Below are 13,219 nucleotides of genomic sequence, written 5' to 3'. Positions count from 1 at the left end.
ATTATTCTTCGTCCATCGACAAGACGGACATGAACGCTTCTTGCGGCACTTCGACAGAACCAACCATCTTCATGCGCTTTTTACCTTCTTTTTGTTTCTCGAGCAATTTACGTTTCCGTGAGATATCGCCGCCGTAACATTTGGCGAGGACGTTTTTACGGAGCGCCTTGATCGTCGAACGGGCCACGATCTTCGTTCCGACCGCTGCCTGAATCGGCACTTCGAACTGCATACGCGGAATGAGCGCCTTCAATTTCTCAACGATGACCTTCCCACGTTCGTAGGCAAAATCGCGGTGCACGATGAAGCTGAGCGCATCGACAAGTTCGTTGTTGAGGAGGATATCCATCTTGACGAGGCGTGACGGGCGGTAACCAATCAAGTCGTAATCAAGCGACGCATATCCTTTCGTGCTCGACTTCAACTGGTCGAAGAAGTCATAGACGATTTCACTGAGCGGGATGTCATACGTGATTTTGACACGCGTCGTATCGATATACTGCATGTCGATGAAACTGCCGCGCTTCTTCTGACAGAGCTCCATGATGGCGCCGACATAGTCATTCGGTGTCATGATGGCCGCTTTGACGTACGGCTCTTCAATCGACTCGACTTTTTGTTGTTCCGGCATTTTCGACGGGTTATCGACATGGATAACGTCGCCCGCCGTCGTCGTGACGTGATAGATTACCGACGGTGCCGTCGTGATCAAGTCGATCCCGAACTCACGCTCGATTCGCTCTTGGATGATCTCCATGTGGAGCATGCCGAGGAATCCGCTACGGAAGCCAAAGCCGAGTGCTTGTGACGTCTCCGGCTCGAATTCGAGTGCCGCATCCGACAACTGGAGTCGTTCGAGCGCTTCGCGCAAGTCGTTATATTTGGCGGCATCGATTGGATACAGACCACAATACACCATTGGGTTCATCTTCCGGTAACCCGGGAGCTGTTCCGTCGATGGATTTTTCGCAAGGGTGATCGTATCACCGACGCGCACATCACCGACCGTTTTAATCGATGCCGATAGCGTACCAACGTCTCCGACGTTCAATTCCTTCACCGAGACCGGTTTCGGTGTTGAGACACCAAGATCCGTTACTTCAAATGATTTACCAGTCGACATCATTTGAACCTTGTCACCGACTTTGACTGAACCGTTGACAATTCGGATCGAAGCGACAACACCACGGTAGGCGTCATAATACGAGTCGAAAATTAACGCTTGAAGTGGTGCTGACGGGTCACCAGTCGGCGGCGGAACGAGTTCAACGACTTGCTCGAGAATCTCTTCAATCCCGATCCCCGCTTTAGCAGAAGCTGGCACAGCATCACTTGCGTCGAGCCCGATTACATCTTCGATCTCTTGACGGACACGTTCGACATCGGCCGACGGCAAATCAATTTTGTTGATGACCGGGATGATTTCAAGGTCGTTATCGAGCGCAAGATAAACGTTTGCAAGCGTTTGAGCTTCGATTCCTTGCGCCGCATCAACGACAAGCACTGCGCCTTCGCAAGCCGCAAGTGAACGGGATACTTCATATGTGAAGTCGACGTGTCCCGGTGTATCGATCAAGTGAAGAATATACTCTTCACCGTCTTTTGCGGTATAGTTCAACTTAACAGCGTTCAACTTGATCGTGATGCCACGCTCCCGTTCAAGGTCCATGGCGTCAAGTGTCTGTTCTTTCATTTCACGTGCTGTAAGCGCACCAGTTCTCTCGAGAATCCGGTCAGCGAGTGTCGACTTCCCATGGTCGATGTGAGCGATGATGGAAAAGTTACGAATCTTCTTTTGACGATTCTCTAATTCTTGTTTGTTCATATATGGGTTCACCTGTCCTTCTCATACATACCGTGTCATTATATCAAAATCCTAAGTTAATGTGTACGACCTACTACAACAATACCACATATAGTTTTCAGAATAATCATCAAGTGGTTGCTTTTCGAATAACCGTTTGCTACAATTGTGCTTGTTCTGTTGAATGATTACTTGAAGTAATGAGAACATACACTTTCTTGTTTCAGGAGGTGAAATAACATGGCAAATATCAAATCAGCAATCAAACGTGCAAAAACTTCTGAAAAGCGTCGCGTAGCGAACTCGCAAGAGAAAGCAGCAATGCGTACAGCAGTAAAACGTGTTGATACTCTCGTTGTAGAAGGTAACAAAGAAGCGGCTCAAGAAGCTTTCGTCCTCGCTACGAAGAAAATCGACAAGGCTGCAGCAAAAGGTCTAATCCACCAAAACAAAGCAGGTCGTGACAAATCACGTCTCGCAGCTCGCATCGCAGCTCTCTAATTAGAGACTAAAACGAAACAGCCGCCTCCATTAGGAGCCGGCTGTTTTTTCGTACTTCATCACATAATGGGGTCCAATCCCTGGAATGTCGAACGCGTCACCGACCGTCACCAATCCGTTCCGTTCATAGAACCGGACGGCGATCGCTCGAGCGTTGCACCACCACGAATCACTGACCGCTTCATGCAACGCCTGTAAAAAGGACGAGCCAATTCCTTGGCCAGCAAATGCCGGGTCCGTTGCCATCCCTCTGAGCTGATACGGCACCGTCTGACCGTCGAAGTCACGCCCCACTTCCATCACGGTCGCAATCGACACGACACGACCGTCTTCGACCCAGGCATAGTGGCGTGTCGTCTCGGCGTCATCCCCTTCAAAATAACATGTCTCGACTGCCTGTCCCGGCCGTAACACTTCATGCCGGAGCGGAATCACGTCCACGAGTCTCACTTCCTGTAATCCCATGTCTTCACCTCACAGTAACGTTAATTGGCAGACGAGTGTGTCAAAGACGAGTTGCTTGTCGCCCCGTCCCGTCTTCATCGCCTCGTCCGCATCGGCAATCATCGTCAGCGCCCGGGCGAGCTGGGCCTCTGAGAAATTCCGGCTCGCTTGTGAGGCGAGTTTTACCGTATATGGATGCGCCCCGATTTTCGAGGCGATCTGCTTCTCGCCATAACCTTTCTCGGTCAACTGTTTGGCCAGATACATATTCCGGTACTGCCGGGCGAGGAGCGACAACAGACCGATCAATTCCTGCCCCTGTTTCTCCAAGTCCCGTACAAGCCGAAGCGCAGCATCCGCACGTCGGGCCACTAAAAACTCGGATAGCTGGAATACGTTATCCTCGAGCGTCCGCGGGACCAAGTCGTTGACGATCTCCATCGGGATGTCGGCGCCTTCACTCGCATAGAGTTGTAATTTCTCAAGCTCGCGCACGAGTTTTCCCCAATCGTCCTGACAGAGGAACAACAGACGCTCGACGGTCGCCCGCTCCATCTTTTGACCACGACGATTCAATTCGTCGCCGACGTAACGCATTAATTCGGATTGGCTCGGTTTTTTCGCTTCGAGGACGATGGCCCGTTCTTTCAGGCGTTTGACAACTTTTTTTCGTTCATCGAGTTTTTCCGCTTCAATGACAAAGACGAGCACAGAGTAAGGAGCCGGTTGTAAGACGTAATCCGTCAAGCGCTCGACGTTTTGTTTCTGCTTTTCTTTCGCCCCCGTCAAAAACTGGGCATGTTTGACGATGACGGTCCGATACTCACTGAAAAAAGGTACCGTCTCCGCTTCATCAAGCGCCGTATCGAGTGACGTCTCGTGCAAGTCGAGCTGCATGACATCAAATTGATCACCAGACGGGTTGGCGGCTTTGATGATCGACCGTTCCCACGTCTCTAGTAAATATTTCTCTGTCCCAAATAGGACATACACGTTCGACAACTTTCCGTTATGCAGCCACGGTTCATTCAAAACACACACCACTTTCACAATTTATTCTTATCTAAACATAGATTATCCTTCACTGATTCGCTATACTTAGGACGGAACCATTTCAAGGAGGGACTCACTATGCATATTAACTCTGTTCGCCCACAAAGCGAAAACCCGTTCGAGAACGACGTGCAGTGCAAACGTAACGATGCCATCGATTCAGCAATCGGCTTCATCGTCCCGTTCGGCTTTTTCTTCACCATCTTCGCGATCGGTGTCCTCATCAAGTTCTTGAGCTTATAAGTCTGTCAGAAAGCGATTGCCCCGGGGGAGCAATCGCTTTTTTAGTTTATCATAGATTTCTTGGAGTGACCCCCCCTCGTTACGATCCCGCGACAGCGATTTCGTTCACAGACGACCATCCCGTCCTCGTCCGTCCGCAATAACCGTCTTCCTTCGATTCGCTCTAACGTATCGGGGTGGGGGTGACCGTAGCGATTGTTCGCCCCGACGCTGACGACAATCCATTCCGGATCGACCCGCTCAATCAACTCACGACTCGAGGATGAGTCCGCCCCGTGATGTCCGAGCTTGAATACATCGACGTCGACGGTCGGGATCATCCCTTCCCGTGTGTCCGGTAAGTCTCCGGTCAATAAATAAGTGAGGTCCCCGACTTTCATGAACAGTGACACCGAGTTCGCATTCTCATCCTCTCCTGACTCGTCCGGGGCGACGACCCACATCCACGGGTACGGCCTGTCCCCGCTCGACAGGAGCCGGACCGGGACTTGATAAGCCGCCAGCTCGGCCAGTAACTCGTCTCGTTTGCCTTGATCCGCTACTTCCGCCGAGAGCCACACCTCATCGACTTCGATGGACGAGAGCAAACCGGACAGTCCGCCGACATGATCATGATCGGCATGGGTAAGCAGCAAGAAATCGAGACGCGTCTCCCCTCGCTTCCATATGTACGGGGCGACGACATCCGCTCCCGGATCATACGTGGACCGTTTCGATTCCTTCGGGTCTTGAAACACTCCGCCGACATCGATGACCCCGGTCACACCCCCATACTCGACGACGATGGCATCGCCCTGCCCGACATCTAGAAACGTGACGCGTGGCTGTTCGGTCCATTCCAACGAGACGTGAAGGAAGAAAAGGGAACTGACGGCCAGCGCCCAGCCCGTCCAGCGCTTCCATTCGAGTAAGATCAACCCACCCCACAGCACGGCAGCGAGCGTTACAGCGTGCCAAAACGTGAACTCGTGCAACGGGAGCCACGGCTGCCAGTCATGGTGCAGTTGGAACGTCCCGTTCAACCCGTCGAGGACCGGATAGAGGAGTGGTTCGGCCGTCGGTACGAGGTACGAGAGCAGTGTGATCGGGATGATGAACCAAGAGATCAACAGCCCGACGAGCACGTTATATACCGGTGCCAACATCGATAGAATTGGTTGCACGGGCCATAGGAAGATGAGACCGAACCATTGCGCATAGATGGCCAATCCGAACGGCCCCTTCCAAATCGACCGGGTCACGAGCAAAAATATCGTCATCGCGACCGTCAATTGAAACCCTAGATTCCAGAACAGATAAGGTTGCACGGCGAGTAGCATCGCGGCACACCAACTCAGTAACCGAATCGGGTCACGGACACGGTAGCCGAACAGCGACAACCCGAGCAACAGATCGGCGACGAGAACGGCCCGTGCGACCGGTGGCGAAAACCCGGTCAGCCAGCCGAACAGCGTGACCGCGGCGATGATGAGTTGCGTCTTCGTCTCCTGACGAAACGGCAAACCGCGCATCAGCCAACGGAACGCCAAAACGAGGAGCGCGATATGTGACCCGGAGATAACGAGCAGATGAAGCAGACCCGTGACCCGGTAAGAGAACGAGGTGTCTTCATCGAGCAATCGGCTCTCCCCAAACAATAACGCCTCCATGTATAGCGCCACATCTGGTCGATACGTTGCCTCGATTCTCGCGAGCTGCCGTTCTTTCCAGCGGAGCATCCGCCCAGCTATCCCGTCACTCGGACGACACGCCTCGATGGCGACGTCACTCCCTTTGAACGTCAGACCGGCTCCGAGCGCCCACGCCGACTCATTGAATCCGCCCGTATTACGCAGCGGTGCGAACGGGATGTGCGTGAACGTGACGAGGCACGTCTCTCCGGGACGACCGAGTGCGAGGTCACGACCGGTCAACACACCTTCCGTCCCGTCGATTTGTCCATACAGCCGCGCTGATAGTCCGTTGTCCCGCCGGCTCTCGATGGCGAACAGATAGGGCCCGGCCTCCGGCAACGGTTCGGCGTCAGGACGTACGAACACGAACAGGACGAGCAGGACGGCGCCGATATGCGCATAGACGGATTGACCGCGACAGGTGAACGCGATGGCGACAGACAACAGGAGGCAGAGGGCGACCGACCCGTACATCCCGGCAATGAATAGGCTGATCGGCAATAGTGGATACAGCGGCATGTCACGGGACCAATAAATAGCCTTCCATGCTTTCTAACGTCTTCTCCCCGAATCCTTTGACGTTGCCAATCTCTTCGTATGACTTGAACGGCCCATGTTGTTTCAAATGATTGAGAATCGCCTCGGCTTTGGCCGGGCCGATGCCCGGTACGGTCATCAGTTCGTCCTTCGTCGCACTGTTGACATGGACCCCGTTCGTCCCCCCGCTCGCTTCTTCAGCGGCCGGCACAACGACCGTCTCTCCTTTTTTCGGGACGCTCACTTTCGTCCCATCGACGAGCAGTTGGGCCAAGTTCAATTGCTCAGGGTCGGCCTCATCCGTCAAGACAGCGAGTGACAACACGTCACCGACACGCGCCCCTTGTGGCATCGTATACATGTCCGGTGCCTCGACCGCCCCGGTCACATAGACGACGATTTCGGTCGGGACGCTCGGCTCGACTTCCGGTTCGGGTGTCGCCACGAACTGTTCGACCATCGGCGTCTCCGGTTCTTTCGAATAAAACATATAGCCCACCCCGATAAACAGTCCAATCAGCAGCACGACGACATATCGTTTCCACTTCTCCATACGTCCCCTCCTCGAGCGAGTCTTTTCTATAGTATGAAGAAACGTTGTCATCTGTGCCGAGGCCGAACTCGTCGTTTTCCACGCGCCTATCGGACGAAGGCATCCGCTTCCCGTACATAACGAGACGACAAAAAAGAGACAAGCCGAAACTTGTCTCAGTGCTCTTCAAAATGTTGGACTTGGCTCGCGAGTGCCGCGGCTTGCCCTTCTAACTCTTGCATCAAAGCGAAAATCTGATCGAAGCTCGCTTGCTGCTCTTTCATCGAGGCTGCGACTTCTTCGTTCCCCGCCGCAAGTTCCTCGGTTACACCGCTCACTTCTTCAACCCGTTTCAAGACGTTCGTCACTTCCGAACTCGACGCGACCATCTCGCGTTCAATCGTACTGACAAACGAGGCGACGTGGTCCGTGCGGTCATGGATTCGGTTGAACGCCTGCTTCGTCATTCCGAACGCCTCGAGCTGTGCCGTCTGTTCCCGACTCGACTCTTCGACCATGTCCGTCAAGCGGACGACCTCGTCCCGGATCGTCTGGACGACACCAAAGATAGAACGTGTCGCCACGTTGCTCTCCTCGGCCAATTTCTTCACTTCGCTGGCGACGACTGCAAAACCTCGTCCTGCCTCCCCTGCCCGTGCAGCCTCGATGGCCGCATTCAAGGCGAGCAAGTTCGTCTGGGCGGCGACATCTTCCACGAGCTTCGCCATTTTTTCGATTTCTTCTGTTTTCCGGGCGAAATCATCCATCCGGTTGACGAGCGATGCGTTACGTTCGCTCGAACGTGCTAAAATCGCTTCCTGGTCCGTCAACGTCTCGATGCCGGCTGCGACTTCGCGTGTCATCTCAGACGTCTGTTCGGTCGTCTGCTTCGTCTGGTTCAAACTTGTCTCGAACGAGGTCGCCATGATGCCGACCGATTCAAGTGTCTCTTGCAGTTCGGTCGCAATCGACTGGGCCCCGTTCGCCATCTCATCGACCGCATTCGTGATGTTCGATGTCGTACTGACCACGGCCTCGTTCTCAGCAGCCGCCGTCTCTGTCATATCGTTCACTTTCATCGACGTGACACGGATGGAACCGATGACCGTCTGGAGCGACATCGTCATTTCCCGCATCGCTCGTTCTAAGCGTCCGATTTCATCACGTCTCGTCGAATCCGGCAGCGTGATCAATCGTCCGGCCGCGATCGCTTCCGCCGCCTCGACGTTGCGTTCGAGTGGGTGGGTGATCGAGCGGGCGAAGAAGAAGTTGTATACACTGAGTGCGACGATGACAAAGACCGTCAACAATACGGACACGAGCAGGAGACGTTTTGTCTCACTCGCCGCCTCGGCTTGTAACGCCTCGTAGAATGTTCCATTTTTCAAGAGGAGCGTATTCACATCGTTCAATACCCCTTCAAGCTTCGCCGCTTGAATCCGGGCGGCGATTCCGCCGGCCTCGGCCGCCTCGACCTCCGCTCCGATTCGCTCGTACTTCATCGTCGCACGTTCGAGGTGGTTCGCAAATTCAGGAATAAGATACGTCTGTTTCAATGTCGTAAACGTCTCCGTGTTTGTCGTCCGAATCCGCTCGAGCTGCGTGAGCGTCGATTGGCTCATCTGCTCACCGAGCGAGGTCCAAAGGGACTGCTCCTGCAAGAGCGACGTCTCGAGTTGGGACAACTCAATCATCTGGGTGCCGTACTGCTCGTTATAAGTTTGCAGACGATTCAACGTCGACAAGACATAACTCATCATCAAGACAATCAATAAGACCGTGAACACGGTCGAAAAGATGAACCGTTTCCGTAAGCTCATTTCAGCGTCCCCTCCATCAACTGTTTCTGAAACGCCTCGAACCGTTTTGTCTCGTCGTCATCCCATTGGACACGACGAAGAGCGGCCAAACCGACACCGCCTTGATCGATCCCGAGTTCGACGTGAGCGTTGAACGCCTTCGCTTCGACCCGATCCGCGATTTCGACGATGGCCAAATCGACTTGTTTCAACATCGACGTGATGACCGCGTCCGGTGCGATCATCGATTGGTCGCTATCGACGCCAATCGCTTTCACGCCGTTCCGTTCCGCTGCTTCTAAGACACCGACCCCTGTCAGTCCTGCAGCGGCGTACAGCACGTCCGCTCCGGCTTCAATCTGTTTCTCTGCCAACTTACGTCCGATTTCAGGCGAGGCAAAATCGTTGGCGTAATCGACGAGCATCGTTACGTCTTCATTCACGCCTTTTGCACCGAGCTCGAAGCCGGTCCCGAATTTTTGAATCAGCTCGTTGTCGACACCCCCGATGAAACCGATTTTATTCGATTCCGTCTCGAGCCCCGCGACTGCCCCGGCGAGTGCACTGCCTTCCGTCTCTTGGAACGTCACCGAGATGACGTTCGGTAACGTCGATACGGCATCAATCAACGCGAACTGTTGCTCTGGATGTTCGGCCGCCACCGCTTCAAGATCCGTCTGACATGCGAAACCAAGACCGATGATAACATCATGTCCGTCCGCGACGAGCTGTTCGAACCCCGCTTTATATGTCTCCGTCTCGGCAAGCTCGCGATAGTCGACGAACCATTTCCCTGTCTCCCGGAGTTGCCCCATGCCGCGCATCGCCGCGTCGCTGAACGATTGGTCCCCGAGACCAACATCGGACAAGACGACGCCCATCGATTGACGTGTTTCCACGGTTTGTTCCGGTTGGTCGATGACAGACTGACAACCGGGCAACCAAGTCACACATGCGGCCAACAAGCCGATGATGAGTGATTTCTTCATAATAGCTACTTCCTCTCTCTAATGGTCTGACATCTCCCTTATCGTCAGAAACCGATCGAGTTTGAAGTCTTTCCTATCAAATTTAGAGGAATCCGCACGAAACAAAAAAGCCACAGACTATTGTCTGTGGCTCTCGGCTCACTCTTCGGTCGCGGCGAACGTCGATTCGCTCAATTCGCGATTCGCGCTCGGCTGGACGTTGCCTTTCCCGGCAAAATTGTCGAGTAAATCTTTCATGTCGATTCCTGACGACGCTTTGAGCGTCTGTTGGAGCGATGCCATCAAGTCTGTAGCGTAGCCTGTGACTTTGCCGGCACCCCCATCTTTCCCGCTGCCCGTATCGACGACCGTGATCTTGTCGATATTGCCAAGCGGTGCTGCAATCTGTTTCGCATAGTCCGGAAGCATCTTGACGACCATGTCGAGAATGGCAGCCTGTCCATACTGTTCGAACGCTTCGGCGATTTTTTGTTTCGCTTCGGCTTCGGCGAGACCCGTCAAGCGGATAATCTCGGCTTCGGCTTCCCCTTTGGCCCGTTCCGAGTCCGCTTCGGCCACACCGGCGAGACGAACGCGTTCGGCGTCAGCTTTCGCTTCCGCTTCGATACGATATTTCTCGGCATCGGCCGAGGCGATTTGACGCGCCTTGTCGGCTTCCGCTGACTGTTCGATGGCATAGCGGTCGGCGTCGGCCTTTTTCTTCACTTCTGAATCGTATTGTTTCTCACGACGCATGATTTCTTTCTCTTCGAGCTCGATTTGCTTTTGACGCTCGATGATTTGGACTTGCATCTGTTGCTCGGTGACTTCTTGTTTGGCGCGGGCTTCTTCAAGTTCATACGCTTGGTCGGCCCGGGCCTTGGCGACGTCTTGCTCACGACGATAGGCGGCGATGCGGAGCTGGTTCTCTTTCTCGGCTTCTGCGATTTCCGAAGCCCGTTCGAGTTCAGCTTTCTTCGCGTCTTTCATCGCTTCTGCTTGTTTGATGCGTGTCTCTTTGTCCGCTTCGGCCGTTGCGATATCAGCATCGCGTTTCACTTGCGCGATTCGTGGTTTCCCGAGTGATTCGAGATAGCCGTTCTTGTCACGAACATCTTTAATCGTGAACGACACGATGACGAGCCCCATTTTCGCCAAGTCTTGTGAGGCGACGCGTTGGACTTCTTGTGAGAACTTATCGCGGTTCTTATAAATCTCTTCAACTGTCATCGAACCGAGGATGGAACGGAGGTGACCTTCGAGCACTTCTTTCGCCTCGTTCTCGCGTTCGATTTTCGGTTTGCCGAGGAACTGCTCGGCCGCCGTGGCGATCTCGCTGATCGAGCCACCGATTTTGATGATGGCCGTACCGTCCGCCATGACCGGTACGCCTTGCTCGGTGTACACTTCCGGCGTCGTCACTTCAAGTTTGCTCGAAAGAAGGCTGAGCGGTTCCGCTTGCTGGAACACCGGCAAGACGAACGTTCCGCCCCCGCGGATAATCTTTACACGGTTGCCCGACGCGTCGCTATGGACGTTCTTTTTCCCTAAGTAACTGCCGGTGACGATGAGCGCCTCATCTGGTCCGACCGTGCGATACTTCAACACGAAGACGAAAATCAAGGCGAGCAAAATCACCCCGACGATAATACTGGCTAATATGGCTGTGCTCATAAGTTAAAACTCCTTTCGGATTGTCGGCTCGTCATATTCCATGACGACCGCAATGTTTCGTTCGACTTCGATGATGATGACCCGTCGATCACTCGGAATCGCTTTGCCGTCCACACTTTGAGCCGTCTTTAAAATCGAACCGATGACCGATTCGACGAGTACTTCCCCGTAACCGCCTTCCGGAACGGGGACGGTCAACCGTCCGACAAGTCCGACGAGTGATTCATCGGTCATCCCGATCGATTCTTCCGCGTTCGATAACGGCAAGAGGACGAATAAGTACAGGAGCGTCGTGAGCGCGAACGATCCGACGAGTGCGACGGCGAGCCCGATCATCGGGGACACATGGGCGAGCGCGTTCAAAATGAGGCCGATGCCCGCACCGAGTGCTAAAAATGACAGGATGACCGCTGGATTGAACCAACCATCGAATAAATCAAACGCATCTGAAAATAACATGTACAAAAATGTACCGAGACCGGCGATGATGAGTACCCACCAATACAGCTGATCTAACGATTCCATTACCACTCCTCCTCGGCGCGACGCTGTCGTTCATAGGAAAGAACACGACGCAAATGTTCGACTTCGAGTGCAAGTGCTTGCTCGATCGTGTCCCATTCGGACAAAGGCCGGGTCGGTTGATCGACCACCTGCCGCACACGTCCTAACGTCTGTTCGAGACGCAAGCGGTCGTAGCGATCGACCGCTTCCGCTCGCTCTTGTCGCAATAGCGATAAAAAATGATCGACTTCCGCTTGCAGCGCAATGATTTGTTCGGTCGCCGCGGCCGACGATTCTTGCATCAGCAGGCGACGCACCCTGACTTGATGGGCGATCAGCTTCGCAATCCTAGCCTCTAGCTCGAGAATATGTTTATAGAGAGATCCCGCCTCATCTTCATCCGTGTCATCGCGCCACCACATCTCCGACTCACCTCACTTCTTTCTTTACTCACTTGTCTATACGTTTAGAGCGAAACTTTGGTTTCAAAATATCTAAAAAAAATGTAAGATTGATTTGCTAGAGTTAGAAAGGAAGTGCTCACGTTGGGCAATCAAGTCATCAAATTGTCGACCGCGGCCCAAGAAGAACTTATCGCGAGTTATCGGGCCCACGCGGTCAATCCACCGCCCCATGCACGATTCAGTGCCAAAACACCTCAGTGTGTAATTACGGTCTACAATTCGGGTAAAGTCATGTTCCAAGGACGCGATGCCGACAGCGAGGCCGCAAAATGGGGAACGAGTATAAAGAAAGAACCAAGTGTGCCTAAAACCGTTCTACCGGAAGGCTTTTCGGACTGGTCTGTCATCGGGAGCGATGAAGTCGGAAAAGGAGATTATTTCGGACCGCTCGTCGTCGTCGCCGCCTATGTGCCGAAAGAGAAAATCGCCCTTGTCAAAGAGCTCGGGGTCAAAGACTCAAAACTGTTGTCCGATACAGAGATCGTCCGCATCGCCAAAGATTTACATGTTACCATCACCTATCAGAAAGCGACGCTGCACAATCCGGCGTATAATAAGATGCAGCGAACGATGACGCAAGGTAAAATGACGGCCATCGCTCATAATGCCGCCTTGTCGGCCTTATTACAGAAGCTCGATGCGACACCGGACGCGATTTTAATCGATCAGTTCGCTGAAAAGAACGTCTATTACAACCATTTGCGATCTGAAAAGGCGGTCGTCAAAGACGACGTCTATTTCTCGACGAAAGCGGAAGGACTGCACGTCGCCGTGGCCGCTGCCTCGATTCTCGCCCGGGCCTTGTTCTTAAAAGAAATGGACAAGTTAAGCGCGACACTCGGGGTCACGTTACCGAAAGGGGCCGGTGCCAAAGTCGATCAAGTCGCTGCCGAGTTGATCATCCGTTACGGTCAAGAACGTTTAAACGAAGTGGCGAAAGTCCACTTCGCCAACACGAAGAAAGCGATCCGTTTGAGTGAGCTGAAACGATAGTCCTCACTTCGAAGATATGGTATATTAATT

The 13,219-nt window shown here is 53.5% G+C and carries 13 protein-coding genes; 3 read left to right on the top strand and 10 right to left on the bottom strand.

All coding sequences use genetic code 11. The annotated features are described in order from the left end of the window. Position 1: 1 nt before the first annotated feature. Positions 2-1,825 (bottom strand): translation elongation factor 4, encoded by a 1,824-nt coding sequence (gene lepA / locus KNP79_RS03640; RefSeq protein ID WP_215191319.1) that lies wholly within the window; start codon positions 1,823-1,825, stop codon positions 2-4. 219 nt (positions 1,826-2,044) lie between these two features. On the opposite strand from lepA, the gene rpsT reads away from it, so the two are divergent. Beyond that, the gene (gene rpsT / locus KNP79_RS03635; RefSeq protein WP_034778152.1) at positions 2,045-2,305 is read left to right on the top strand and encodes a 30S ribosomal protein S20; all 261 of its coding nucleotides are present in this window, start codon (positions 2,045-2,047) and stop codon (positions 2,303-2,305) included. 30 nt (positions 2,306-2,335) lie between these two features. On the opposite strand, the gene KNP79_RS03630 is transcribed toward rpsT, so the two are convergent. Both KNP79_RS03630 and holA read right to left on the bottom strand, forming a co-directional pair. Continuing rightward, positions 2,336-2,770: a GNAT family N-acetyltransferase gene (locus KNP79_RS03630; protein WP_034778154.1), complete on the bottom strand. Its 435-nt coding sequence runs from the start codon at positions 2,768-2,770 to the stop codon at positions 2,336-2,338. A 9-nt stretch (positions 2,771-2,779) separates the two neighbouring features. Next, positions 2,780-3,790 (bottom strand): DNA polymerase III subunit delta, encoded by a 1,011-nt coding sequence (gene holA / locus KNP79_RS03625; protein ID WP_371743414.1) that lies wholly within the window; start codon positions 3,788-3,790, stop codon positions 2,780-2,782. 90 nt (positions 3,791-3,880) lie between these two features. Between holA and KNP79_RS03620 the strand changes: the two genes are divergently transcribed. Continuing rightward, complete coding sequence (locus tag KNP79_RS03620) at positions 3,881-4,045, top strand: YqzM family protein (RefSeq protein ID WP_016508105.1); 165 nt, start codon at positions 3,881-3,883, stop codon at positions 4,043-4,045. 41 nt (positions 4,046-4,086) lie between these two features. Here KNP79_RS03620 and KNP79_RS03615 read toward each other — a convergent pair whose 3' ends face one another. The 7 genes from KNP79_RS03615 to KNP79_RS03585 form a co-directional block, all read right to left on the bottom strand. Beyond that, complete coding sequence (locus KNP79_RS03615) at positions 4,087-6,237, bottom strand: ComEC/Rec2 family competence protein (protein ID WP_215191315.1); 2,151 nt, start codon at positions 6,235-6,237, stop codon at positions 4,087-4,089. A gap of 1 nt (position 6,238) precedes the next feature. After that, the gene (locus KNP79_RS03610) at positions 6,239-6,808 is read right to left on the bottom strand and encodes a helix-hairpin-helix domain-containing protein (RefSeq protein ID WP_034778163.1); all 570 of its coding nucleotides are present in this window, start codon (positions 6,806-6,808) and stop codon (positions 6,239-6,241) included. A 155-nt stretch (positions 6,809-6,963) separates the two neighbouring features. After that, positions 6,964-8,607 carry a methyl-accepting chemotaxis protein gene (locus tag KNP79_RS03605; protein WP_214712729.1) on the bottom strand — a complete coding sequence of 548 codons (1,644 nt, stop codon included), beginning with the start codon at positions 8,605-8,607 and terminating at the stop codon, positions 6,964-6,966. After that, positions 8,604-9,575 carry a BMP family lipoprotein gene (locus tag KNP79_RS03600; protein WP_034778167.1) on the bottom strand — a complete coding sequence of 324 codons (972 nt, stop codon included), beginning with the start codon at positions 9,573-9,575 and terminating at the stop codon, positions 8,604-8,606. The genes KNP79_RS03605 and KNP79_RS03600 overlap by 4 nt, the downstream gene beginning before the upstream one ends. Before the next feature lie 138 nt (positions 9,576-9,713). Then, the gene (locus KNP79_RS03595; RefSeq protein ID WP_034778170.1) at positions 9,714-11,228 is read right to left on the bottom strand and encodes a flotillin lipid rafts scaffold protein FloT; all 1,515 of its coding nucleotides are present in this window, start codon (positions 11,226-11,228) and stop codon (positions 9,714-9,716) included. Positions 11,229-11,231: 3 nt separating this feature from the next. Beyond that, on the bottom strand, positions 11,232-11,753 hold the full coding sequence (locus KNP79_RS03590; protein WP_034778172.1) for an NfeD family protein: 522 nt from the start codon (positions 11,751-11,753) through the stop codon (positions 11,232-11,234). Continuing rightward, a complete protein-coding gene (locus KNP79_RS03585; protein ID WP_034778175.1) occupies positions 11,753-12,154 on the bottom strand; it encodes a hypothetical protein in 402 nt (133 codons plus the stop codon). Before KNP79_RS03585 ends, KNP79_RS03590 begins: the two co-directional genes overlap by 1 nt. 123 nt (positions 12,155-12,277) lie before the next feature. On the opposite strand from KNP79_RS03585, the gene rnhC reads away from it, so the two are divergent. After that, on the top strand, positions 12,278-13,189 hold the full coding sequence (rnhC, locus tag KNP79_RS03580; RefSeq protein WP_138859207.1) for a ribonuclease HIII: 912 nt from the start codon (positions 12,278-12,280) through the stop codon (positions 13,187-13,189). Positions 13,190-13,219 lie beyond the last annotated feature (30 nt).

Source organism: Exiguobacterium sp. s7, assembly GCF_018618195.1.
Taxonomy (GTDB): Bacteria; Bacillota; Bacilli; order Exiguobacteriales; family Exiguobacteriaceae; genus Exiguobacterium; species Exiguobacterium mexicanum_A.
This window is presented reverse-complemented; position numbering and strand designations above follow the sequence as displayed.

Coding starts and splice junctions, on each gene's coding strand:
- lepA (WP_215191319.1), bottom strand. CDS start 1,825: ATGAACAAACAAGAATTAGAGAATCGTCAAAAGAAGATTCGTAACTTT.
- KNP79_RS03590 (WP_034778172.1), bottom strand. CDS start 11,753: ATGGAATCGTTAGATCAGCTGTATTGGTGGGTACTCATCATCGCCGGT.
- KNP79_RS03600 (WP_034778167.1), bottom strand. CDS start 9,575: ATGAAGAAATCACTCATCATCGGCTTGTTGGCCGCATGTGTGACTTGG.
- KNP79_RS03610 (WP_034778163.1), bottom strand. CDS start 6,808: ATGGAGAAGTGGAAACGATATGTCGTCGTGCTGCTGATTGGACTGTTT.
- KNP79_RS03595 (WP_034778170.1), bottom strand. CDS start 11,228: ATGAGCACAGCCATATTAGCCAGTATTATCGTCGGGGTGATTTTGCTC.
- KNP79_RS03620 (WP_016508105.1), top strand. CDS start 3,881: ATGCATATTAACTCTGTTCGCCCACAAAGCGAAAACCCGTTCGAGAAC.
- rpsT (WP_034778152.1), top strand. CDS start 2,045: ATGGCAAATATCAAATCAGCAATCAAACGTGCAAAAACTTCTGAAAAG.
- KNP79_RS03615 (WP_215191315.1), bottom strand. CDS start 6,237: ATGCCGCTGTATCCACTATTGCCGATCAGCCTATTCATTGCCGGGATG.
- KNP79_RS03605 (WP_214712729.1), bottom strand. CDS start 8,607: ATGAGCTTACGGAAACGGTTCATCTTTTCGACCGTGTTCACGGTCTTA.
- KNP79_RS03585 (WP_034778175.1), bottom strand. CDS start 12,154: ATGTGGTGGCGCGATGACACGGATGAAGATGAGGCGGGATCTCTCTAT.
- KNP79_RS03630 (WP_034778154.1), bottom strand. CDS start 2,770: ATGGGATTACAGGAAGTGAGACTCGTGGACGTGATTCCGCTCCGGCAT.